The following is a 24752-nucleotide window of genomic DNA, read 5'->3' as shown; positions in this document are numbered from 1 at the left end:
AATCGTCCCATTCAATGCTATAATAACCGTAGAAAGTATGTAGACCAATCATGTCAGCTCACTCCCTTAAAGTTCTAGCTTCACGGAATATTTATCGCTTAGGTGTGGGATAAGCGTGTGGGTTAGTATGGGCTAGTCGATTATCACTTCTTGTTCAACCACCAAGAATAGCGTTCAACCACTAGAACAATACACTGAGCACAGATAGATCTACATTACAAGATATCCCCCTAGAGGCTGCTAGTTCTAGGGGGATTTTTTGCGGTTATGTGGGAAGTCTTTCACTCGTCCCATATTTGCAATGCATCGAGGAGTGGTTGGACTTGGCTTGGGGTGTAGGGTTCGACAGGTAGTACGAAGGCATTTTCTAAGACTTCGACTGCAAGTGCTGCGTCGGCTTCTGGACTACTGTGCCAGTGGTAGGGGCACCGATAAATAGTAACCGTGCCATCGTAATTACTGGAATATTGGAAGATGGAAGCCCCTGCCATGGTTTTGCCCATATGTAAACTCCAGGTGTCATTGGGCCAGACTGGAGAAAGCTCTGGCGCGTTGGGATCCACTGGGCTTCCTGCTGGTAAGAAACTAGCGTCTATGTGGTCGCCATCATTGCCATAAGGAAAAAGCTCGGTATTATCCATTAAACTTAACCAGACCCGGACCATTTCAACTTCTTTGTTGGTGTAGCCGGGATATTCCTTGGATTCTTGGTACTCCTCGGCTTGGTAGAGAGCTCTGGAATCTGGCTCAACTGGTGCTTCCTCGCGCTTAGCTGGTGCCTGACTCTCAGAGCTGTTGGGTTGGCTTGAGCTCTCACTTGATGAAGTGCTAGAAGATTGAACTTTGGCGACTGATGAAACTGCTTGTTTAGGTGCAGATTCAGAAACACTTGATGCCGCTCCCTGGTCAGTGGTCGATCCAGCGCAGGCGGACAAGGCCAGGCTAGCGAGTAAAAGTAAACTTATTTTGCCTTTCATAGGATACTTCCTCTCTATCTAAAATATCATGGCTAGCTAAAAAAATTAGTTTCCAATACTTTAAACTAAGCTACTAAAGTCTAGTTAACCTTTCTTTTTCAAAATTAAAGAAAGAATTTAACCATTGTTCTAGTTCTTTTGAATATTGTATTAAATCTTGATGGTATTCTTCATATTTTTTACCATTAAAACACTCTTCTACTAAACCAAACCACATTTTCCCTGTGTTAAAATTATTTTTTGATATCACTACACTGGAATTTTTATCAATAAATCCATAGTGCATCATACAATTTCTAAAAGTACTAGAAATAATTTCCTTTTTCCCATAATTTAGCAATGAAGTTAATTGAGAGAGATTAATTTTCTCCTTATCGTTTTGTTGTAAATATGCTTCAAATCTATTTAATGCGGTAAAAACATTATGAACGTTAACATATAGAATACGAAATACCCAGTTATTATCGGCATCAAGATATCTCAAAAGATAATTATTGGTGAACCCCAATATACTGGCTAAATGAAGTAACATTAAATTCTGCTCTTTACTTAGAGCTATTCGAAATACATTATCCATTTTATCTGTATGATAATCTTTATAAAATAGAACAGGTTTTTTATCCTTAAATAAAGTCACATCTGAAAAGTCAATAAAACATCTATTATATTCTACTATAGACCGTATTTGAGAGCCCATTCCACATCCTATTTTAAAACACTCTTCTCCTAAAATGTTTTGATCATATTCTATATTTAAGCATATTGAAGCGCATTGAGTATTCCCAATCAAGTTACCTTTTTCATCAAAATATATTCCTAAATCATAATGCAATTTTAAATTTTTAAGTATAGGAAATCGCATTAGATTTACAAAAAAATTATCTTGTGTATCAGATACTTCTTTGACCTTTCTACGAGTTTTAGAATGGCCATCAGAGAAAAACTTAAGACCATTCCTAATATCTTTTACTTTTTCAACGAAATCATCATTATTCATTTCTAATTCTAAAAATTCACTTGAAGAACGTATATGTAAAGCTAAATAAGGTAGTATAAACAATATAAAGACACCATCATTTACTGTTGACATTAACCTTAACAATGTCTGACCATCATAACTAATTAAACTTTTTGATAGTAAATTTACTTGTTCATGTTGATTGATATAAAACACCCCATCTAATTTTTCTAAACTTCAATAACTTAAAAAATTTGTCTCATAAAATTACTTTACTCTCAAAATAATTGTTCTCCAAATATCAAAGCTAATTTCAGATTGATAGTTTTTGCCAGTCCTCCCACCACAAATTCACCTCTATTATACCACCTCAAAAAGCAAAAAAGCTTCCATGCACAATACATCCCCCTAGAAACACTACTTCTAGGGGGATGTCCTTATTTAGCTATCCTCTATCATTACTCTTTTCTCCCCTTCTTGCCAGCACGCAAACTTAGACACAAGCCGAGTGCTAGGCTAGACAGTCCTAGGCTTAGGGCAGGCTGGAGTGATCGTGCGCCTGTCTTGGGGAGCTGGGTGGAAACGCTTGGGCTGTGAACAAATGGATCTGAACTGGACCTTACTTGCGACTGACTAGAAGCTGTCACTTGAGCAATCTTACCCTTTGCTTGGTCCTTCGCTGAATCAGACTCTTCTGAGGCACCTGCTCGGCTTCCTTGAGCTTCCGAGTGATCCATTGACTTCTCATCTTGAGATGCAAGCGCTTCACTTGCAGATACTTCATCAATACCTTGACTCATCTGACCAGAATCTATAGACACTGCTACTGCACTTACTAGATCAGGACCAACTTCGTCTTGAGCTGCTGCCACAACTGGACCTTCAACAGAAGCTTCCGTACTTACAGCACCCGTCGTCACCTGATCAAAACCTTCTTCCTCAGCCTGTCCGTTGCGCGAAGGAGTCGGTCTATCCTCCTCTACATGAGGCATCTCAGTCCCCTCTTGCTTAGCCGCATGACCTGGGCTAAGATTCGGTGCTTTTTCACCCGTCTCCTTAACTGGCGTTACTTTCGTCTCAGAAACAGTCTCTTCAGGAACTCTTGAAGCTGGTGCTTTCTCTACAGGGCCCTCCTCTCCAGGAAGTTCTGCACCACCCTTGCCTGTGCCAACACCAATAATCAGGTCTTGGCCGGGGAAGTCCTGGCGAGAAATCTCCTGGGTCTTGAGGATATTATTCTGGTGGCCCTTATAAATCCGATTGGTGACCTCGGTATAGCGATTCACGCCGTCCTGGATGATCACATGCTCACCCAAAGCCAGATCGTCGCGCGGCTGAATCACCGTCTTGAAATTCTGCTCATTAATTCGAAGCACCTGATCTTCGGTTTCAGGGACCAGGCGGATGTGGTAGCCTGGGAGAACTTCGAAGTAACCGGGGATGGATTCGTAAAGGTGGCCTGTAATTACATCTCTAGGTGCAGCTTTCTTATCAGGTCTTTTCTTAGTTCCATATTCAATAACCTGATCAATCCCTGGAATCTCCCAATCTTTCAAAAACTCTCTATTTAAAAATTTACCATCTACCGATAAAATATCTCGGGTTAAATAATAGCGTAAAGAAGGTCGACCCTCCTCTATCACGCGCTCTTCTCCAACATACATATCAGGATTTTTTATGTATATTGGGTAAACATATTTACCGTCCCATACAGTTATTTTATCTTCAACAATCGGTGAAGGTACAACTTCCACAGTCATCGATTTAAGTATACCGTCAATATTAATAAATAAAATTGTTTTTCCAGGCTTAAGAGCTGTTATTGACCCATCCTCATTGAATTTAACAATTTCAGAATTTAATGAATACCTATTTCCTTCAAAGCTGTGTACCAATCTACGACTCGCACCATAAGAGTTTACAAAAATTGGCAATTCATATTGTGATCCTTCAAAAATTGGTGGAAAATCAATACTTTGATATTGGCTATGCTCTTTAAAATTTTGGTTAAACAGAATAATAAATTCGCCTTTATAATTCTTGGAAGCATCTTTTTCCTGATATTTATCTGAAGATATTAGACTAAATGATTTAGGTCTATCTGATTCCCATGGCTGATAATCTACAGCTAAGGCGAATGACCTATTTCTAGGATTTAATACTAGATTCAAAAATTTTGAAATATTTGATTCTTCTATCCCTTGATTATAACTATGCTGAGTTATAACATCTAACCCAAACTGTTTAACAATATTTTCTTTTAAAGTCAAAGAACTATTAATTTCATTAAGGACTACTCTATCGCAATATGATTCATTAGCATTAGTCGTTTTAGAAAGCTCTTCATAATCTCTTAAAGAAAAATAAGCATCCTTAGCTTCCCCTAGATTTAACAAAGCTAAATTTTCTAAATCACTATTCCACGAAAGACGATTAACATATTCTTCCTTGGTACTAATACCTTCAGCTTTCAATCGATCTCGAAGACGTTTACCATTAATCCAAACCCCCTCAACCCGTTCGCCAGTTTTAGGATTAACTTGTTCACCGATTAATTCACTGTTTCCTTCCATATCCCAAACAATCGAACGTAATTCTTTAATCGCTGCTAGGCCATCTATTTTAGCTTTTTCTTGATCAAGATTTACGAATGACTGCAGAATAATTGGTTCATCCAAATTAGTATCCAAGTCCAAGGTTGGTATAGATTCACCTTTTGGAATAACAGCTTTGCCGGTATAAGTTTGCTTATAAATGACATCCTCGTTTTCATCCTGGGGAGGCATTTTAATACTCTCATTAGTATTAGAAATCACCACCTCAACCGGCGTTTCAACTAATTTCTCATAGTCTTCAATAACCTTCTGATCCTGCTCTTTACGATAGGCTTGGTGGCGGTCATCGGCAGAGCTTGAACTTGCTTCCTCACTAGGAGCAGATTCTGGACGAGTTGGCGCTGGTTTTACTTCGCTTGGTCTAGCTAAATCTGCTGCTGGGCTGCTTTCAACTAGCTTATCACTCGCAGCGTATTCTGCAGCGGGCTGCTCTTCGGCCTGGACCTGCTCGCCCTGGGCAAGAAATGCGGTGAGGATCAAGGAAGTCGTGGCTAGAGGTAGGAAGGATTTTTTCATCGGTATTCTCGCTTTCATTTATTTTATTCTAAAAAGTCAATCTGAAACACTAGATTAAAAGGCAACTGAAAATGTGTTAATGGGTATGTAAATCTGCTTATAATCTACATTTTCAGTTGCCTTGATTTTAAAATTTAATCTTTCAGTTTGATCTTTTATTAACTTAAGAATATAGTTTATTAACGAATATCTATAATATTAAAAAAGTTAAATGTAAAAAATTTGACTAGTACCTATTTGATCAGCTTTGAGAGCGTTATTTTTTATTTCATATAATGTTCTTTTAGAAATAATAATATGATCTTTATCATTCGTGTATATATGGTATCCTAATAAAATTAACATAATATTAAAATGGAGAGCATTATTCCTTACGAAATATATTCCTAATAATACAATAAACAGAAAATTAACTAGTATACTAGTTTTAGAAGATATATCTAATGATAACAAAGGTACTATGTAGGTTACAAAATAATTCAGTACTTCTACATCAATTTCTTTCAAATTATCAACACTATATTTCCTGCCATCAGATGCACTTTCCTTTTTTATAGCAATTAACCAGAATATTAATGCCATACTTGAAAATAATACTGCTAAAAATACTACTTTCCAAAAAAAAATATTGTTTACTAGTGTCTTATAGGCAGCTTTCCAAGTTAAATCATACATATTTTGAATGAAAATCAAAACAACAAGTGGAAGATATGATGATATATATAAAAGGATCCTAAACAAAAGGTTCATAATAACTTTATCTCCCTTCGTCTACTCCGTCTTCCTCTCCAATAAAAGTTCTGTAATATGCATCCTGCATCAAAAGTACAATTTCTCCTAACTGACTCTTATCTTCGTAACAAATTTGATCCCCAATTATAGAAATCGGTAAATCAAAACGATTTATTACAGCCTCCGTTCTACGCATATGCTTTAAAAACATAGTGGCTTTATCTATATCACCTTCTAATTTTGAAACTCTTTTAACCAAATTTTTATTATCCAGAAGATCTTCTTTTAAAGCATCATATCCAATTATTTTATTTTTAAACATATCTGCTTCCAATACAATTTCAGCTTTATCGTAAAATTCGGCATCTAAATTAAATATTCTCTCAAAAGCAGTATGATAAAATACAATAATCTCATTTTCGTATACTAAAAAATCAATTTTATCATCTATTGTTAATATATCCTCGGTTTCAATACTCTTATAATAGCCTTTTAATATTTTACCAAGTATACCTTTTCTAAGTGCCTTATTCTTATTGTGTCTCCTAAAGAGATAAATACTTTTATCTTGAATTTCAAATTCATATATGAAAAAATCTATAAGAATAGGTGTTATTTCACCAATTCCAGCCTCTTCTTTAAAAGTTTCAAAAAATTCAGTAACTGAATCAAAATCTTGGAATTTAACGGTTTCAACTGTTCCTGAAATAGTTCTTGTTGGGTTATATTCGACTTGCTTAATGTTTGCTTTAGTCTCAAGATAATCAATTGATATTCTCTTAAGCTCATTTTTAACCTGATCTGTGATATTTGGTGTAAAAGTTACGTATCCTTGAGGATTCTTTTGACACATATGGAGATGAATAATATTTGAATTTCGAATCTGATTTACCACTGTGTCTAAATTCATAACGACTCCTCCTCAAATCTAAAATAGTTACTAATTTAATTATATCTAACTAATCTAGTATAATCTATAAAATACTCTAGTTTAATTTTCACATACATAGTTACCTACAATGATTGAATACTAACGGTATAACAATAAAAGAAAGGAGTTTCTGTATAGTATGAAAAGCTCAAAACTAAACAGGCAAAGTAACATTGAACTATTAAGAATAATTTCAATTATAATGATTATTTTTCACCATTTTGCAGTACATGGTGGATTTAATTAGGAAACGTCAATTATTACCATACCCCGTCTTTGGTATAATTTAATTGTATTAGGCGGCAAGGTTGGCGTTAATATTTTTATTCTAATAACAGGATATTTTCTTATAACAAACTGTAGCAAAATTCTTGATATTAGAAAAATCATAAAACTTTGGGGACAGATAATTTTTTACTCACTAAGTATATTTGCTATATGTTCGATATTTAAGATTCATGATTATGAAATCATAACAGCTGTAAAATCGCTATTCCCGATCACTTTCTCTTCATGGTGGTTTGCAAGTACTTATTTCGTGCTGTACATTATTCATCCATTTTTAAATATATTACTCAATTCACTGAGTAAGAAGACTTATCAAATTTTTCTAACATTGCTTATTATCATGTGGTCAGTCATCCCTACCTTTACAACTTCAGACTTTCAAAGTAATCCCTTGTGGTGGTTCGTAACTTTATACGCGCTCGCTGGATATGTTCGTTTATATGGATTTAACCACACCTTTACCACTAAAAGATATTTTATAATGTGCGGAATCTTTTCATTATTAACGTATTTATCGAGTATAGTTTTTACTTTATTAGGAACACAATGGAATATCTTTTCCACCTATGCAACATATTTTTATGGTATGGAAAAGATACCTGTTCTACTAATTTCCCTGACCCTATTCTTAGCATTTACAAATCTTCAAATGAACTATACTAACTCTATAAATACATTAGCAACTGCAACTTTTGGTGTGTATCTTATTCACGAGAATATTATATTAAGGCCTATTTTATGGATTAATATTTTCCAAAATTATCAATATCAAAATTCCTTACTTTTAATCCCGTACTCTATTATTGTGGTCTTATTAGTTTATGCAATATGCACGGTGATAGATTTAATAAGGCAAAAATTTTTTGAGAAGCCTTTTATGGTCATTGTGGATAAATACGCCGATAACCTAATAAACGCGTTAGCTAAAATTTATGACATATGTAAAAAGATGATGTTCGGATAATTTGTCAAAATTATAGAATTCAAAATTTTAAATCTCTACTTAGATATAGCAAAAATCTGATACCTATCATTCTAATGATATACTTCTCTTCTAATAAAATTATGTAATAAAAATTTAAATACAGTAATCAATTTGAAAACTTAGTAGATCCTAAAGAATATAGAGATAAAAAGTTTTCAATCATAACATAATCCCTCTAAAAGATAAGCTTTTTAGAGGGATTATTTATTAAGATATATAATATATTGATTACTTCCCATGCATACTTCACTTTACTACAACTTAATAATACATTTTTTACACAGATAAATCTAGAACAATAAAAGAAAAGCTAAAGAGTACAAAATAGTTTATTATTTAGATTCCTAAAAACACTTATCCTCTTATCAGCTTCATCAAGTCTTCCCATTGCTTAGTAACTAACAGACCAATGAGCAAGCTGACTAAGAAGATAATTCCTTTAATAAACAAGTTAATGAATGAGTTAAAAGGTAAGCTTGGTAGTATGATAAAAGCTAGTAAAGTTATGAATCCAATAATCAATGGTTTAATCAGCACGAATAGGAACTCTCTTATGTTACTATTAAAGGCTTTATTTAACATTAAGTAATTAGTCTGGAAAAAGTTTAGGCTAAAGCTGATAACGACCATCGTTGCAACCCAATAAATGGAACCCTTGTAAACTCCAATAATGATACTAATGATATTGAGCGTTGTTGATAGTATGCCTGATAAGAGCAAGAGATCTGTTCGATTGGCTGATTGGAAAAAAGCCCCAGTTGTTGATTGCAACATCTGGATCCATATTGAGATACTTAAAATTTGAAAGACGAGCACACTCTCTCCCCACTGGGCACCGTAGAGAAAATAAATAATATCTTCTGCTGAGAAGAATAAAAAGATTGTCAAAGGAATGGCGAAATTAGCTAATACCTTAGATATATTAAGATAACCGTTTTTAATCTGAATGAGATCATTTTGAAAATCAGAAAAAATCGGTTGGATTGCAGAAGTAATGACCCCAGTAAAAATAGTATTGGGATACAAAGTTAACTGATAGGATTTATCATAATAACCTAACTGGTCTGCTGGCATATATCTCCCAATTAAGATACTATCCAAGTTTCTTGAAAAGTAATTGATGATATTAAACAACATCTGGTTCTTAGCAAAAGGAAAAATCTTTTTAAGGGGTTCAAGTGAAACTTTAAAAGCGAACTTCAATTTGGTACTAAATAAATAAATCACTAATTGAACAAGCGCTCTTGCAATATTACCAAAGATAATGGAGTAAAAAGAGAAGCCCAAATAAGCAAAGGTCACAGAAAAAATTCCATTAAACAAACTACCCATGACTTGGGTAAAATTCACCTGTTTAAAACGTTTTTCTTTTAGCAATAAATTTTGGGGAACCATGCACAAACTGTTAAAAAGCAAGGCAATCGCCATAACAGGAACTGCTCGAACAAGCTCCGGTTTATTGTAAAATTGACTAATTGGGTGGGCAAGCACCGCAAAAATAATCGCTAAAAATAAAGAAAAATAGATCGAAAAAGAATAAATTTGATTGGTTTCATGACGATCAATATCTTTTCTTTGTATAATTGCTGGTCCAATGCCGAAATCTGCTAGAAGTTGGAAGAAAACCAAGAACACATTGACAATTGCTACAATCCCAAACTCAGCTGGTGTGATAAGACGTGCTAGTATTACTTGGAGAAGTATTTGTATAACCACATTGGAATACTTACCGATAGCATTGTAGATGATTCCCTCTTTTAATTTGTTCAATATCATTCCTACTTTCTAACAAATATGAAAAGCCTTCAATTCTATCTTATCAGAGCTTTTGCTAGGTCCTTCTATATTCAACTTCAATAGGTGCATGGATTATCTGATAATTATCAACTTTTAATGAAAGAAGTTTAGAATTTTTAAAGCTGTAAACTTCTTTCATTAAAAGGTTGGATTTAAATCCAACCTTGGACAAAATTCATTTGTTACTCAGGCAAATTGTCGATAGCATATTGGGCTTCTTCTGGAGTAAACTGTTCGCCATACTCAGAAACTAATTGATCATATACTCCATCTCTAGAGAGTGCCATGTCTTCATAATAACTTTTTGCCTTATTAAGGGCATTTTCCTTCCAATCGGCTTCTACATTGTCGATAGCATATTGGGCCGCTTCTGGAGCAAAACCTTCACCATACTCAGAAGTCAGCTGATCATAAACGCCCGCTTTTGACATGTACATTCTATTAGCATAGCTATCTGCCTTCTTTAAGGCATTCTTATACTCTTGTGGCACTTTCTCTTCTTCTTTTTCTTGAGATTCCGCCGACGCTTTCGATTCTTGTGCAACCTCTTCCGTCTTAGCTTCGTTGTTACTTGTATCTTGTGTGTCAGAGTCAGAAAATATAGTACCACAAGCGCCAATCAGAATAATGACACCAAAAGCAATGCCACCCCACTTCAAGCAACCCCCGCGTTTTACTTCATTTCCATTTTCGTCATAATATTTTCTTGCCATAAAGACTCCTTTATAAATAAAATTTTCCTTTGTGCTGTACTACAATATTTACTCTAAGACTGGATGGCCTATCCTAGAGGCCTCACCTCCTCAAATGTTTAAATTTAATATTCTTCTTTGAATAATTGATAGCGATACCAAAATCTACCAGCATTTGGAAGAAGAAAAAGAACATATTAACAATTGCTACGATATTAAATTAGGTTAAATTTACAAGGCATATATCTAATCATATTTTCGATTTAATCTTTTTCAAAATAGAATTTACAGGTTTAATCCCTATTTTTATCAAATACATATTTTCTTTGAGAGTTAATTTAGAAGAGCCAAAAATCATTGATCCTAATCGATTAATAGTTTTTGAAAAATATTCTTTAACTTCTTTATCTAAATTATTCTCACTTACGTATCGGTTAAGTTCTTTTACTACAGTAAAATATCCTATTGCATGTTGTCTGGACGATTTAGCTCTTGTCATTATAGAATTATTACGATATCTTCTTTTAAAATAAGGTTCATTAACAAACATTAAACGATTAGCATGAGATAGAGCAATTGGCGTAAATAATTCATCTTCATGTATAATGCCTTCTAAGAAATGGAGATTATTATCTTTTAATAAATTTGCTTTAAAAAAATAAATACACACAGAAGAAGGAATAATATCTTGAACTTTAAAAAAATCGTTTATACTGTAAACATAATTTTCGTTAAGTTCTTGAGAACTATATAATGTTTCACTATAATTTTCTTTTGTATAATTTTGATCAAAAAAACTTTCAGCATTAAATCGAATAACATCTGATTGATATTTTTCCATATTATTTACTAGGTTCTTTATCATCTCTTTTTCAATCAAATCATCACTATCAAAAAAGTATATATATTCACCTTTAGCTAATTTCAAACCATTATTTCGTGCATTCGATAATCCACCATTAGCTTGTGAATGAATACGAAATTGAAATTCACTTTTTTCTTTCAGTTTCTTCGCAATTGATAAAGAAGCATCTGTACTTCCATCGTTAATCAATACTATCTCAATATTTTCATAGCTTTGATTAAACACAGATAATAAAGCTTCCTCTAAATATTCCTCCACATTATACACTGGCATAATAACTGACACTAAAGGCTGCATAGAAATTACTATCCTTTCAACTTTGATAATTTGATTTCATAGTTAAGTTTATTTTTTGCTAAGAAAAACTTCAACCTAGTGATTTTATGATCAATATTCTTAAATTCATATCTATATAATGATTCTTTCAAATATATTAAATCATCTAATGTTGTTTTAAACTTCTTCTTCAATATGGTTCCAGTTAACATTCTAAAATAAGATTCAATGTATTTTTGTACTATAGAGATATCCATTTTTGCTCTCTTCAACAAATCAATACATAACTGTGACGAATAAATTTGAGTAAGAATTTTTTTATTATTTAAGTTATTAGAAATAGAACCATCATTAATTGAATAATGAATCAAAGGTTTGGATAAATATTGGATTCGAGTACAATTCAAAACATACTCAACAACAAAAGGTAAGTCACTTGTCACTTTAATTTTTTCGTTGAATTTTATTTTTCTTTCTCTAATAATCTGTGTTGAAAATAATTTATTCCACAAATATCCTTTACTACCATTTGGTCGTATAATATCAAGCAACACTTGTTCCTTATTTTCAATACATTCATTAAATCTAATGAGCTTGTCATTTTGGTAATAACTACAAATCGTTAAGTCAATATTTTTTTCATTCTGAAACGGTTCAAAAAGTTTTTCAATAAAGTTATTCTCAATGTAGTCGTCACCATCAAGGAAAGTTACAAGATTACCCGTCATAAGTTTTAATCCTAAATTTCTAGCTGCTGCAACTCCCCCATTTTCTTTATAATGATAGTGGAACCTTGAATCTTTTTCTGCATATTTTTTGCAAATAGTACTTGTAGTATCAGTTGAGCCATCATCAATAATAATCACTTCCAACTCATTATATGATTGGTTCATGATGCAGTCTAACATTCGGGCAATATTTTTTTCTTCATTATATGCTGCTATTATAATTGAAACTAGCATATCAATTACTAACCCCCTCTCTAAAAGAAAGAATATGGAACAATTTTATGAGGATTTGTTTGAATATAACCATGATAAAACAATACTATCGCAATAAAGAATAGAACTAAAGTTGAATAACGAGTAAATAGGTGAAGAGTTTTATTTTTTCTTAGAAAATATCCCATATAACTTTCGAAAAGATAGGGTACAAAGATAATCATAAATTGATAATAATACAAATTAAATCTTGTAAAATAATAAGAATAGGGCGATAGAAGTTGAACCCCTAATGTAATTGAAGATAATACTTGTAAGGACCTATATAGTTTATCTTGCTTTACAGTTTTTTCAAACAACGGTAACAATATCCCAGCTATATATATAACTATTATAAATATTTCATCCATGCCAAAACCATCCATGTATGAAAAATTAAAATTTGTGAGTAAAAGTGGTTGAAACCACTTTAATACTTCATAAACTATTAAACCTCCAAAATAAAACACTACAGGTAGTACCAATACAAAAAGTTTATTATAGATTTTTTGGATAAATTTTGAGTTAACTAGTGGATAAACTATAAAAAAACTTATAGCGGTTGTATGGACTAATGTTGCTAATGTTGTAACTATCAAGAATTTCACTAAATTCTTCTCGATCAAAAATTTAAAAGAAATAAGTAAAATACTCATTGCAATTATTTGTCTCAAACCACTAAAACCAAAATCGTATAAACCAAAATATAAATATAAGCCGTAAGACATATAAATATTCTTAGAGTACTTATAAATATATATTGAGAGTATTAAGAAGACAAATAAAGAAACTATACCTATAAAAACTTGAAAATTTATATGTAATACATTAAAAATATAACTAATAAAATTATATCCTATCTCAAATTGTCCATCTATTATCTTATCAAAATTGGATGTTAGATTATAAAAGGTTTGGTAACCTGGAAGGTCTCCTCCTACATGTGTCCCCCTCAATCCCTGAACAATAAACAAATGAAGTGAACTAAATATAGTAAAAAGCAATCTACTTATCTTATCATCAGGAATGAAACTACAAATAATCGCATATAATGTAATAAACAAAAATATCCACTCATATATCGTCATTATTTTCCTCCTTTCCCAGTTAATTTATTAGTGAACAGCTCAGTTCAAAGATAGATTAATCTTTTTAATTCAAATTTAATCGTTCCTTGTATAAATTTAAATATTGTTTGTAATTCTTCTCTTTATTGAACTTCTCTAATACTCTTCTACGACAGTTTTTTTTAACAGCTGGAACTTTACCTCCCCACTTTTCAATAGCATTTAGTAACATATCAAAATTTCCTTGGTCAACAATAGTTCCAGTATTTTCATTTATACTTTCACCGCTTCCTCCAGTATCATAAGTTATTACTGGAGTTCCACAAGCCAAAGCTTCTATGTTTACAGTAGGAAAATTATCAAAATAAGTTGGATTTACAAAAACATCACTCGCATTATAGATATCTTTTAGTTCTTCAACAGAATTCGTTCTCTCAATAGTTACAATATCTCTTGGTAATTTATTTTTGATTTGAGGGTCACTTCCTACTAATACTATTTGATAGTCAGCTGGAGATAACAGTTGAGACAGTTTTATAAAATCATCTAGACCTTTCCTAGGATCCCAAATAGATGCTACTCCCAATATTACAATTTTTTGTTCTGAGTTCCATTGCTTTCTTAGATAATTGCTCTTATTAAAATCAATTTTAAAGATATCGGTATTTACTCCGTTATAAATAGTCATGATGGGATACTTATTTAAAAAAGATTTTGACACAATACTTTCTAGCCAATGAGAAGGAGTTACAATAGTCATATTTTTAATTGACGTAAACAATTTTTCCTTATCTCGTAAATTTTTTTTAAACTGCCCAAAACCAACTGTTTTAGGATAATTTTTTAACTCATCACGATTTTTAAGACTAGTAGGAAGGGTGCCGTCATCATTTAAATTAAAGTTTGCACTGTGACCTGAAATTGACCATTGATCATGCAATAACCAAACAACAGGCGTATCTTTTGTCGATAAATAATTGAATAAAATCTCAATATTTAAATAGTAGCCATGTATATTATGAAGATGAATAATATCTGGATCAAATTCTTCAATCTCTTCAATTAACTGTCTAGTAGCTTGTCTTGAGGCAAATCCATGACGATCGAATAATCGAGAATAAACTCCATGTAACGCCTGATCTATTTTTGAGCCAATTTTAATAGTCTTATAGCCAGGAGTAGACTTTCCTCTTCCATAGGCAATGACACATTCGTGACCATTTTCTTCAAGAAAATCATATAAGTCTCTGCAAATACGTCCAGTAGACCCAAAATCGATTACTGAATTTATCTGTAAAACTTTCATTTTACTTACTCCACACCACACGATTTACATAATCTGTATAAGAAACAATAATTCTCAATACCTTATCTGATACATTTGGCATTGAATAATCAGCCACTTGTCTTAGTGTATCTTTCTCTTGTGTTTCTAAGATAGTCAGTCCTTGAAGAATGCGCTCCTTATTTAAGCCAACCATCATCACGGCGGCTTCTTCCATTGCTTCTGGTCTCTCGTGAGCTTCACGTAGGTTGAGGGCTCTAAAACCTAAGATGGAAGACTCTTCAGAGATTGTTCCGCTGTCACTAAGAACTGATTTAGCATTCAATTGAAGATTATTATAATCAATAAATCCCATTGGCTTCATGAGATGAATAAGGTCGTTAAACTTAACGCCTTTATCTTCAATCATTTTTCGAGTTCTTGGATGAGTTGAAACAATAACTGGTAATTGATAGTGCTCAGCCACTGCGTTCAGAGAATCAACTAAATTTAAGAAGTTTCTTTCTGAAGAAATATTTTCATCACGATGGGCTGATACCACAAAATATTTGCCTTTTTCCAAGTCTAATTTTTGGTAACTTTCTGCTTTTTGGATCTCATCTAATTTATTATGAAGCACCTCAAACATTGGGCTTCCTGTCTTAATAACTTGATCAGCGGGTAAACCTTCTGCTAGGAGATATTCCCTAGCAATATCTGAATAAGTTAGATTAATATCTGAGATATGATCAACAATTTTTCGATTAGTTTCTTCTGGTACACGTTGGTCAAAACAACGGTTACCCGCTTCCATATGGAAAATAGGAATATGGTGGCGTTTTGCTGCAATAGCACAGAGACAGGAATTTGTATCTCCAAGCACCAAGAAAGCATCGGGCGCTTCATCATTTAATATAGGATCAATATTGGCTAGAATTTGTCCCACAGTGGCCATTGGTGAATCACCTGCTGCATTGAGGAAGTAATCAGGTTTTCTAAGACCAAAATCTTCAAAGAAAACTTCATTTAATTCATAATCATAGTTCTGACCAGTATGGACAAGGATATGTTCGATGGCTTCTGAAGCTTCTAAACTTTGAATAACTGATGATAGGCGGATAATCTCAGGGCGAGTCCCTACTACAGTCATGACTTTAAGTTTCTGCATTATTCTACCTCCAATGGATATGTGTCAGGATTATTGGGATCAAACATTTCATTCACCCACATCACAGTAACTAAATCAGTTTCCCCTGTATTGACAATGGAATGGGTATAGCCAGTTGGAATATCCACAACTTCAAGTTCCTCTCCCGAGACGGGATATTCAATTACCTTGTCTGAATCTAATTTTCTAAATTTTACAACCCCAGTTCCTGAAACAACCAGGAACTTTTCATTTTTTGTATGATGCCAATGATCACCTTTTGTAATACCAGGTTTTGAAACATTAATTGAAATCTGTCCAGCATAAGGAGATTTAACAAATTCAGTAAATGATCCACGATTATCCTCGTGCATAAGTAATGGATAAGAAAATTGGTCTTCAGGTAGGAAGTTTAAATAGGTAGCATACAATTTATTAGTAAAATCATCAGATAAATTAGGGATTATACGGTTTTCACGCGAAGATTTAAAAGATTCAAGTAGACCGACAATCTCGCCTAGACTTCTAGGATAAGAAACCGGAACCTTATAATATTCACCGTCTTGATTTCCCTCTCCCTGCATAGCTCGAATAAATTCATCAACCACGTCATCAATATACATCAGATTGAGGACTACTTTTTCATCGTTGACTTGGATAGGTAAACCGCGCGCAATATTGTAACAGAAGGTTGCAATAACAGTATTATAATTTGGACGCGACCATTTACCAAAGACATTCGATAAACGGTAAACATAAACTTGAACACTATTTTTCTTGCCATAATCGAAGATATAGTCCTCAGCTAATTTTTTGCTTTGTCCATAAGCATTATCTCTTTCTGCCTGAATTGAACTTGTCACTAATACTGGGGCTGGATTATTATTTTTTACTAACTGATCTAATAATTTTTGAGTAAGGTCTGCATTGCCTTTTTTGAATTCACTCTCATCTTTTGGTCGGTTGATTCCAGCTAGGTGGAAAACAAAATCAGCTTCTTTAGTATATTTCTCTAAGTCTTCTTCAGATGAATTGAGTTCATAGGCTAAGACTTCTATATCATCCATATAATGTAAGCTAGCAATAAGATTGCGCCCAATAAAACCTTGAGCCCCTGTCACTAATACCTTCATTATTAATTTTCTTCCTTCCATTTACGCAATTCTTCTTGAATAAGTGGAACAGTTAGAAGTTTTTCTTTTACTTCTTCGACTGTCATTAGAACTGTATTATCGGAGTTAAATTCTTCAAGAGGGTTACGTTCTTCATCCCCTTCTTTGAAGTATTTATCATAATTTAAATCACGTTTATCTGCCGGCACCCGATAGAAATTCCCCATATCAATGGCATGGGCACACTCTTCATTAGTCAGAAGGGTTTCATACATTTTCTCTCCATGGCGAATCCCAATTACTTGGCTAGGAGCGTCTGGATTAAAGAGCTGCCGTGTAGCTTCCATCAAATCTCCGATGGTAGAAGCTGGCGCTTTTTGAACCATAATGTCTCCCGATTCAGCATGCTCAAAGGCATAAAGAACCAAGTCTACAGCCTCTTCCAGGGTCATAATAAATCGTGTCATGAGTGGATCTGTCACAGTTAAGGTCTTGCCTTTCTTCATTTGTTCAATGAATAATGGTACCACAGAACCGCGAGATGCTAATACATTACCGTAGCGCGTACAGCAAATCATAGTATCTTCAGGATCAACGGTTTTTGATTTGGCAACAATTACTTTCTCCATCAAGGCTTTAGAAATTCCCATCGCATTGATTGGGTAAGCTGCTTTATCAGTAGATAGACAAATTACTTTTTTTACGCCAGCTTCAATAGCTGCTGTTAATAAATTTTCAGTCCCTAAGATATTTGTCTTAACGGCTTCAATTGGGAAGAATTCGCATGATGGGACTTGTTTTAAGGCCGCTGCGTGGAAGATATAGTCTACATTGCGAACGGCAGGACGAATGCTATCTATGTCTCTAACATCACCAATGTAAAATTTCAACTTATCACTAAATTCTGGAGCAATTTGTTGGTATTTATGGCGCATATTATCTTGTTTTAACTCATCCCTAGAAAAAATACGGATTTCTTTAAGGTCTGTTTTTAGGAAGCCATCTAAGACAGCGTTACCAAATGAGCCTGTTCCACCAGTAATTAAAAGGGTTTTATCTTTAAAAAGTGACATATGTCCTCTACCTTTCATTAATAAATTCTTCAAGTTGATCCATCAATCGTTCTTTAGAAAAATATTTTTCCGCATACTGTTTCGAATTAACTGCCATTTCATCCAAACGCTTTTTACTCATTGCTAAGTATTCTCTTATCAGGTTCGTTAATTCAGAAACATTTCCGGCCTTACAAGTTAGTCCAGATTGACTTTCATTAACAATCTGTTCAACTTCCCCACTTGCACTAACCAACAAAGGCTTTCCACAAGCCATATAGGTCTGCATCTTAGCAGGGATTGTTTTATCATAAATCGGATGTTCATCAAAACTTAGGAAAGCAACATCAACTTCGGATAAAATATCAGAAATTTTTGTTGAAAGTTGTCGATCTATAAATTGAAAATATTCTTCAACATCTAATCGACTGATTTCTCTTAATAAATCTTCCTTAGCACGCCCATCACCTACAATTAAGAACAGAATCTGATCAGCTTTTTTCTTTAATTCATAAGCTACTTTAGGTAATATTTGTAAGCCTTGCGCATAACCTATATTTCCTGTAAAACCAATAGTGAATAAATCAGGTCGATTGACCCATTGATAATCTTCTTTATTTTTTTCTTTAGTATAATAGATTTCTTCAGCATATTGTGGCCAATATTTAACCTTATCTGAATCAATATCATAATCAGATTGAATGGAATTTACAAAACTCCTCGATGAAGCCATTATCATATCCGTATTTTTATATATGGAAGTTACCATTTTTTTGACATTATTGATTATTGCTGGATGCTTTATTCCTGCAGCTACTTCCAAATTTTCAGGCCATAAATCTAATACATATAGCAATGATTTTATTTTTAATCTTTTGGCTAAACATGGCCCGATTAAAGCCTGAGTCATTGGACTCACTTCATAGGTAAATATGACATCCGGTTTTAACTTTGTTGTTTTGGCAAAGTAGTAACCTGACATAACAAAGGATACATAGTTAAAAGCTAATTGTACCGAGGACTTCCCTCTAGCAATCAACGGAATCCTAATGATTTCTACGCCCTTATAGTTCTCAGTTCTTTTGGACTTATAGTCATAGCCAGAATAAAATTTACCTTCAGGATAATTTGGTATTCCTGTAAGAACTTTTACCTCATAACCTCTATTAGAGAGCTCTACCGCAATATCATTGATTCTAAAATCTTCAGGATAGAAATACTGACTGATTATTAGTATCTTCTTTATCATATTACTCCTCATCTATTAGTGAACGTTTGATGGACTCTTCCAAACTGATATTTTCTTCTCTGTAATTTAACATCTCATCATAGTAAAGATTACCGAAAACTTTTCCAAGCGTTCCTTTACTAGCCATTTTTTTAATTAGTGGATTAAAAGCCCGAGTTGTAGCCAAGCGATGACTAGAGAGTTTAGCGATTTGGCCAACCATTTGACTGGTACATGTATATTCCTCATTTTGGGGATGCATTGTACCGGATAGTTCTTGATCAATTATCGCCTTTAATTCAGCCATTAAATTATCAACATAGATCATACTTCTTCGATTAGAATAATCTGGAAAAATTGGAGTTGATTTTGCGAGTTTGACTAATCTAGGGAAGTTTCCTTTTGAATGTGGCCCATAAACCATTGGCGGTCTTACAATCGCAATTTTAAAAGTTTCGTCTTCTAATTTTTGAAGACCTATTTCCCCTTGCAATTTACTATCACCATAAAAGTTATCTGGATTTGGAGGAGTATCTTTGGTAATTTTTTCAATTTGACTACCAAAGACAATCATACTTGATAGGTGGATAAATTGCTGGACACCATCACTTTTGGCTTTTTGGGCTGCAGCGATTGCTAAATCACGGTTAACTTGGTAATAGAGATCCTTTAGTTTAGGATCTGAAGAATTATGAGCAATGCCTGCAACATTAAGAATTGAATCATACTCTCCCCAATTTTCATCCTGCCAATTCGTATCTTTAAGTGAAGTTTGAACGACTTCATACTGATCAGGCCATTGAGAGAGATAATCAGTGAAGCGGTCTCCCAAATAAGAATTCTTCCCAGTGACTAGTACTCTCTTCACTATTCTTCCTCCTGTAGTTCTGCTTTTGCTTGTTCGATGGCTCCTGTGCCACCTTCGACAACCCCATCGTGCTTGAGGACGCTGATGATTGTCCCAAAGAAACATTTGAAGTCCATTATAGGGCCCATATTTTCGACGTATTGTCCGTCCAGGCGTGCCTTGACATCGATAGGCAATTCGTCCCGGCCATTGATCTGCGCCCAGCCAGATAGGCCTGGTAGCACATCATTAGCCCCATAACGGTCCCGTTCATCTGCCAGGTCATCTTGGTTCCAGAGCGCTGGTCGTGGGCCAATAATCGCCATTTCACCTTTGAGGATGTTGATAATTTGAGGCAGCTCGTCCAGGCTGGTCTTTCTTAAGAAGGCGCCGGACTTGGTAATGAAGGCTTGGGGATCGTTTAAGAGATGGGTTGGCATATCAGCGGGTGTTTCAGCTAACATGGAACGAAATTTATAAATTTCAAAAAATTCTCTATCCTTACCAATTCGTTTCTGCTTAAAGAAAACAGGACCCTTGGAGTCCAGTTTAATCCATATGGCAATAAACAAAAATAAAGGAGAGAGAATGATCAGTCCGATTAAAGCTAGGATACAGTCTATCAAGCGTTTAATCTTTACATACATTCTTATCTCTCCAATCTTTACTCGAATTACACATCCCGATGCACAAAGCTGGTCAATTTCTCATTGAGGTCGCCCTGGTCTGTGACGAGGTCCAGGCTCTCAACGAAGGCTTTGATTTCTTCGAGACTCTTGTTATGGACGCGGCCGACGAAGATGTTGTCATCGATTTGTCGGTCGGTGGTTTCGTCGTTGAGGAGGAGTTCTTCGTAGAGCTTCTCCCCTGGTCGCATGCCGGTGTAGATGATTTCGATTTCGTCTTCCGAGTGGCCGGACAAAGCAATCATCTTCTTGGCCAGGTCCTTGATGTAGACTTCTTCTCCCATGTTAAGGATGAAGAGCTCGCCCCCTTCTGCCAGGGCACCAGCCTGGATGACCAGGCGGCTGGCTTCAGGGATGGTCATGAAGTAGCGGCGCATGTCCGGGTGGGTCACGGTGACGGGGCCTCCCGCAGCGATTTGCTTCTTGAAGAGCGGGATGACCGATCCCCGGCTGCCCAGGACATTGCCGAAGCGGACGGCTGAGAAGGTGGTCTGGCTGTCCTTGTTGAGGCCAGTAACTATCATTTCCGCGATCCGTTTGGTGGCGCCCATGACATTAGGTGGATTATTGGCCTTGTCGGTGGAAATCATGACGAACTTCTTGACGCCAGCCTTTTCCGCAGCCTTAGCGACATTGTAGGTCCCGTAGATGTTGTTCTTAACGGCTTCGGTCGGATTCCATTCCATAAGGGGCACGTGCTTGTGGGCCGCCGCATGGTAGACAATATCCGGCTGGTAGCGCTGCATGAGGAAGTCTAGATGTTCCTTGTCCTGGATATCCGCAATTACTGGAGTAATTTTCGTATTTGCGAGTTCTAAGCTCCGAAGCTCCTGGTTAATCAGGTAGATGGAATTCTCCCCATGGCCCAGGAGGATCAGTTGGGCAGGGCCGAAGCGGACGATCTGCCGGCAGATTTCGGATCCGATTGAGCCCCCTGCCCCCGTGACTAGGATGACTTGGTTGGAGATGGAGTCAATGACGGGTTCATCGTCCAATTCAATTTCCTTTCGTCCTAGGAGGTCAGAGATTTCAATTTCTTTCATGGCCATCTTGTATTCCCCGGCCAGGACGCGTTCTACTTCAGGCATCTGGTTGACGGTGATGTCGAGCGCGTTCCCCATCCGGACCACTTCTTCCACCGCATCAGCTGGCATGGAAGGGGCGGTGATGGTGATCATGTCGATGCGTTTGTTCTCCACAATTTGGGGAATATCGGCGATGGTTCCTAGGATAGGCACGCCTTTGATGTAGATATTTTGTTTCTGCGGGTCATTGTCCACTGCCCCAATGATAGCGTACTTCTCAGGGTGCTTGGAGAAGTTCTCAATGAAGAGGTTGCCGGCCTGGCCTGCCCCGACAATGAGCAGGCGGGTAGCTTCGTTTTCAGCCATTTTGACCCCATTCTTCCGGTCAATATAGAGCCGCCAGATGACCCGGGTCAAGATCATCCCCACTGTCGCGAAGAGCAGGAGGAGGAAGAGGTAGCGGTGGCTGATTACGGTGAAGAGGATGGTCCCCACGATGAAGGCCCCCGCCCCAGCGATCAAGTTAGCGACGACGACTTCCTGGGCATCCCGCAGGCCGAAGAAACGGACCAAGGCGGAGAAGTTGTGGAAGTAGAGGCCAGCTAGGACATAGATCAGATAGTAGATGCCTGTGACGATGGAATAGTGGCCAAAGTCGGTAGCGACATAATACTTAATTAAATAAACGGTTAAGAGGGCTCCTATGCCCACACAGACCAAGTCGTTGAGCATGAGGATGAGTTTTTTTGTTTTCCGAGACATGTTTCACTTCCTATTCTAATTACATGCACTATCAGGAAGAGTCAATGGCTGCTTAAGTCGGCTTAATCTTCCTCATGGCCATAGCCATAACCGTAGCCATAGCCGTAACCGGTATGTTCCTTGGACACGCCATTGAAGACCACGCCTAGGATATTGGCTTCGGCTGCGTCGAGCAGGTCCTTGGCCTTGGTAATATTGGGACGTTCCGCGATTCCTTCCCGGGCGACGAAGACGACCCCGTCAACTTTACGAGAGAGGATCTGGGAATCGGCCACTGAGAGCAAGGGCGGTGCGTCGTAGATGACCAGGTCGAACATGGTCTCTAGAGTCTTCATTAGGTCGTTCATCTTGTTGGATTGAAGCAACTCAGATGGATTGGGTGGCTTGGGCCCAGCGGCGAGGACGTAGACATTGGCTTCCGGTACATAGCGGATCATGTCCATGGTCTGGGCTTCGTTCTGGGTCAAGAGATTGGTCAGCCCGTAATTGGTCTTCAGGTTGAAGGTGTTACGAACGGTCGGCTTCCGCATGTCGGCATCCACTAAGAGGACCCGCTTGCCGGTGTCGGCCATCACCGAAGCCAGGTTGGCTGCCACGGTGGACTTACCTTCGAAGGGTCCGGTTGAAGTCAGCATGAGCGAGTTGAGGGTCCCGTCGACCATGGAGAATTCAATGTTGGTCCGCACGGTCCGGAAGGCTTCTGAGATGGGATGATTAGGCTTAACAGCTGTGATCATCGAAGCCCCCAGGCGCTGGTTGCGGTTGAGTTGTTCAAGTTTCTTCCCTTTGTGGTTAAACATTAGTCCTCACCTCCTTTACGGCGACGGAAGGTCCGACGCGCTTCTGATGTTTTTTGGCTAGAGATGGACTTGAGCCGAGACTCGGCGACTTCCTTTTCAGATATCTCGGGGATGAGACCTAAGACGGGCAAGCCGATCTCGTCGAAGAAGGCTTCATCCTTGACGGTCCGGTCGGTCGCATAGCGGATCAGCTGCCAGATGACACCGATAGCCCCACCGATAATAGCCCCAATCAAGAGGTTGAGGATGGGTTTAGGTGAGACCGGCCCTTGGGCTGGTTCTGCCACGGTCAGGATGGACACATTGTTCACATTCATAATCCGTTTGACTTCTTCGGAGAAGTGCTTGGCAATCGAATTGGCCAGGGTCGCCGACACTTTAGGTGAGGTGGACTGGACCGTTACCGAGAAGACCAGGGAATTATTGTCGTTTTGGACACTGATCATGTCGTTTAATTCCTGGACGCTCAAGTCTACTCCCGTCTCTTCGATCACCTTCTCCAGGACCACGGGCTTCTTGATGATGCTCTGATAGGTATTCAAGAGCGTCAGATTGGCCTGGAGGGTGGATTGGTCCACCTGCTCACTGTTGGAATTGGTGTCATTAACCACCAAGTCAGTCGTTGATTGGTACTTAGGGGTCATCACGACAAAGGTCAGCACGGCCGCTACAGCCAAGCCAGCCACGGTGGTGACGATAATCCGTCCTAAGCCTTGCCGTAGAATGTGAAAGAGTTCTACGAGCGAGATTTCTTCAGTCGTTTCCATATTGCCTCCTCATCGGTGCCGAGTTCTTGGCACCTGCTTCTATTCACAAAAAAAGGTCGTCTAAAGTCACGTCTCATTTAGCCGACACTCTTTTTACACTATCTATAATCTTAAAGGAAATTATAAGATATTTCACTCTTTTTTCACACTTTTTTTATTACAAATCTGTGACATTATACATTGTCTTAACAATTAGCGCCTATGAATGGATTTGTGGTCGAGATTATGGTTTGGGAATTGTGCTGGTGAGCATCCGTTGCGCTGTTGAATTTGGTCCTTGAAAAGCCATGGCACCGGCTCGAGCCTTGGTCTCTCGCCTAACAAATCTCAAACGGACCGTACGGCTATCGCCTACGCTCCGTAATTCGCTTTACTTGCTTTTC

21 protein-coding genes are annotated in these 24752 nt (G+C 36.6%); 1 reads left to right on the top strand and 20 read right to left on the bottom strand.

Going from position 1 to position 24752, the window contains the following annotated elements; all coding sequences use genetic code 11:
- Window positions 1-281: 281 nt before the first annotated feature.
- The 5 genes from HMPREF3090_RS04195 to HMPREF3090_RS04175 all read right to left on the bottom strand — a co-directional run bounded on the left by HMPREF3090_RS04195 (window position 282) and on the right by HMPREF3090_RS04175 (window position 6708).
- Complete coding sequence (locus HMPREF3090_RS04195; RefSeq protein ID WP_067975398.1) at window positions 282-977, bottom strand: hypothetical protein; 696 nt, start codon at window positions 975-977, stop codon at window positions 282-284.
- A gap of 73 nt (window positions 978-1050) precedes the next feature.
- Window positions 1051-2067 carry a hypothetical protein gene (locus tag HMPREF3090_RS09565; protein WP_143485078.1) on the bottom strand — a complete coding sequence of 339 codons (1017 nt, stop codon included), beginning with the start codon at window positions 2065-2067 and terminating at the stop codon, window positions 1051-1053.
- Between the two features lie 326 nt (window positions 2068-2393).
- Window positions 2394-5066, bottom strand: coding sequence for a G5 domain-containing protein (locus HMPREF3090_RS04185; protein WP_168140253.1), 2673 nt, complete (start codon window positions 5064-5066; stop codon window positions 2394-2396).
- 207 nt (window positions 5067-5273) lie between these two features.
- The gene (locus HMPREF3090_RS04180) at window positions 5274-5816 is read right to left on the bottom strand and encodes a hypothetical protein (protein WP_067975386.1); all 543 of its coding nucleotides are present in this window, start codon (window positions 5814-5816) and stop codon (window positions 5274-5276) included.
- Between the two features lie 7 nt (window positions 5817-5823).
- The gene (locus HMPREF3090_RS04175) at window positions 5824-6708 is read right to left on the bottom strand and encodes a Kiwa anti-phage protein KwaB-like domain-containing protein (protein ID WP_067975382.1); all 885 of its coding nucleotides are present in this window, start codon (window positions 6706-6708) and stop codon (window positions 5824-5826) included.
- Between the two features lie 277 nt (window positions 6709-6985).
- Here HMPREF3090_RS04175 and HMPREF3090_RS10065 point away from each other — a divergent pair, with 277 nt between their 5' ends.
- Window positions 6986-7981, top strand: a complete 996-nt coding sequence (locus HMPREF3090_RS10065) for an acyltransferase family protein (protein ID WP_083272370.1) — start codon at window positions 6986-6988, stop codon at window positions 7979-7981.
- Between the two features lie 375 nt (window positions 7982-8356).
- Here the strand turns inward: HMPREF3090_RS10065 and HMPREF3090_RS04165 are convergent, their stop codons facing one another.
- The 15 genes from HMPREF3090_RS04165 to HMPREF3090_RS04095 all read right to left on the bottom strand — a co-directional run bounded on the left by HMPREF3090_RS04165 (window position 8357) and on the right by HMPREF3090_RS04095 (window position 24369).
- Window positions 8357-9778: a lipopolysaccharide biosynthesis protein gene (locus tag HMPREF3090_RS04165; protein ID WP_067975376.1), complete on the bottom strand. Its 1422-nt coding sequence runs from the start codon at window positions 9776-9778 to the stop codon at window positions 8357-8359.
- Between the two features lie 203 nt (window positions 9779-9981).
- A complete protein-coding gene (locus tag HMPREF3090_RS04160) occupies window positions 9982-10512 on the bottom strand; it encodes an Ltp family lipoprotein (RefSeq protein ID WP_067975372.1) in 531 nt (176 codons plus the stop codon).
- A 229-nt stretch (window positions 10513-10741) separates the two neighbouring features.
- The gene (locus HMPREF3090_RS04155; protein ID WP_168140252.1) at window positions 10742-11641 is read right to left on the bottom strand and encodes a glycosyltransferase family 2 protein; all 900 of its coding nucleotides are present in this window, start codon (window positions 11639-11641) and stop codon (window positions 10742-10744) included.
- A 20-nt stretch (window positions 11642-11661) separates the two neighbouring features.
- Window positions 11662-12594 carry a glycosyltransferase family 2 protein gene (locus HMPREF3090_RS04150; RefSeq protein WP_067975364.1) on the bottom strand — a complete coding sequence of 311 codons (933 nt, stop codon included), beginning with the start codon at window positions 12592-12594 and terminating at the stop codon, window positions 11662-11664.
- A 20-nt stretch (window positions 12595-12614) separates the two neighbouring features.
- Entirely contained in the window at window positions 12615-13700 is a 1086-nt protein-coding gene (locus tag HMPREF3090_RS04145) for an EpsG family protein (RefSeq protein WP_067975360.1), read from the bottom strand.
- 64 nt (window positions 13701-13764) lie between these two features.
- Window positions 13765-14985 (bottom strand): glycosyltransferase, encoded by a 1221-nt coding sequence (locus HMPREF3090_RS04140; protein ID WP_070485989.1) that lies wholly within the window; start codon window positions 14983-14985, stop codon window positions 13765-13767.
- 1 nt (window position 14986) lies between these two features.
- Complete coding sequence (gene wecB, locus HMPREF3090_RS04135) at window positions 14987-16111, bottom strand: non-hydrolyzing UDP-N-acetylglucosamine 2-epimerase (protein WP_067975357.1); 1125 nt, start codon at window positions 16109-16111, stop codon at window positions 14987-14989.
- Window positions 16111-17223, bottom strand: a complete 1113-nt coding sequence (locus tag HMPREF3090_RS04130; protein WP_067975355.1) for a polysaccharide biosynthesis C-terminal domain-containing protein — start codon at window positions 17221-17223, stop codon at window positions 16111-16113. Before HMPREF3090_RS04130 ends, wecB begins: the two co-directional genes overlap by 1 nt.
- Before the next feature lie 2 nt (window positions 17224-17225).
- Window positions 17226-18275 carry a polysaccharide biosynthesis protein gene (locus tag HMPREF3090_RS04125; protein WP_067975350.1) on the bottom strand — a complete coding sequence of 350 codons (1050 nt, stop codon included), beginning with the start codon at window positions 18273-18275 and terminating at the stop codon, window positions 17226-17228.
- A gap of 7 nt (window positions 18276-18282) precedes the next feature.
- Window positions 18283-19503 carry a glycosyltransferase family 4 protein gene (locus tag HMPREF3090_RS04120; protein WP_067975347.1) on the bottom strand — a complete coding sequence of 407 codons (1221 nt, stop codon included), beginning with the start codon at window positions 19501-19503 and terminating at the stop codon, window positions 18283-18285.
- Between the two features lies 1 nt (window position 19504).
- Entirely contained in the window at window positions 19505-20350 is an 846-nt protein-coding gene (locus HMPREF3090_RS04115; RefSeq protein WP_067975344.1) for an NAD-dependent epimerase/dehydratase family protein, read from the bottom strand.
- Window positions 20350-20976 carry a sugar transferase gene (locus HMPREF3090_RS04110; RefSeq protein ID WP_067975341.1) on the bottom strand — a complete coding sequence of 209 codons (627 nt, stop codon included), beginning with the start codon at window positions 20974-20976 and terminating at the stop codon, window positions 20350-20352. The genes HMPREF3090_RS04115 and HMPREF3090_RS04110 overlap by 1 nt, the downstream gene beginning before the upstream one ends.
- Window positions 20977-21002: 26 nt before the next feature.
- Window positions 21003-22802, bottom strand: a complete 1800-nt coding sequence (locus HMPREF3090_RS04105) for a nucleoside-diphosphate sugar epimerase/dehydratase (protein WP_067975339.1) — start codon at window positions 22800-22802, stop codon at window positions 21003-21005.
- Window positions 22803-22864: 62 nt separating this feature from the next.
- Window positions 22865-23602: a CpsD/CapB family tyrosine-protein kinase gene (locus HMPREF3090_RS04100; RefSeq protein ID WP_067975336.1), complete on the bottom strand. Its 738-nt coding sequence runs from the start codon at window positions 23600-23602 to the stop codon at window positions 22865-22867.
- The gene (locus tag HMPREF3090_RS04095; RefSeq protein ID WP_067975333.1) at window positions 23602-24369 is read right to left on the bottom strand and encodes a YveK family protein; all 768 of its coding nucleotides are present in this window, start codon (window positions 24367-24369) and stop codon (window positions 23602-23604) included. Before HMPREF3090_RS04095 ends, HMPREF3090_RS04100 begins: the two co-directional genes overlap by 1 nt.
- Window positions 24370-24752: the final 383 nt, after the last annotated feature.

The sequence above is a fragment of the Aerococcus sp. HMSC23C02 genome (genome assembly GCF_001806805.1).
GTDB lineage: Bacteria > Bacillota > Bacilli > Lactobacillales > Aerococcaceae > Aerococcus > Aerococcus sanguinicola.
Note: the sequence above shows the minus strand (reverse complement) of the source record. Positions and strands in the feature narration are given on the sequence as shown.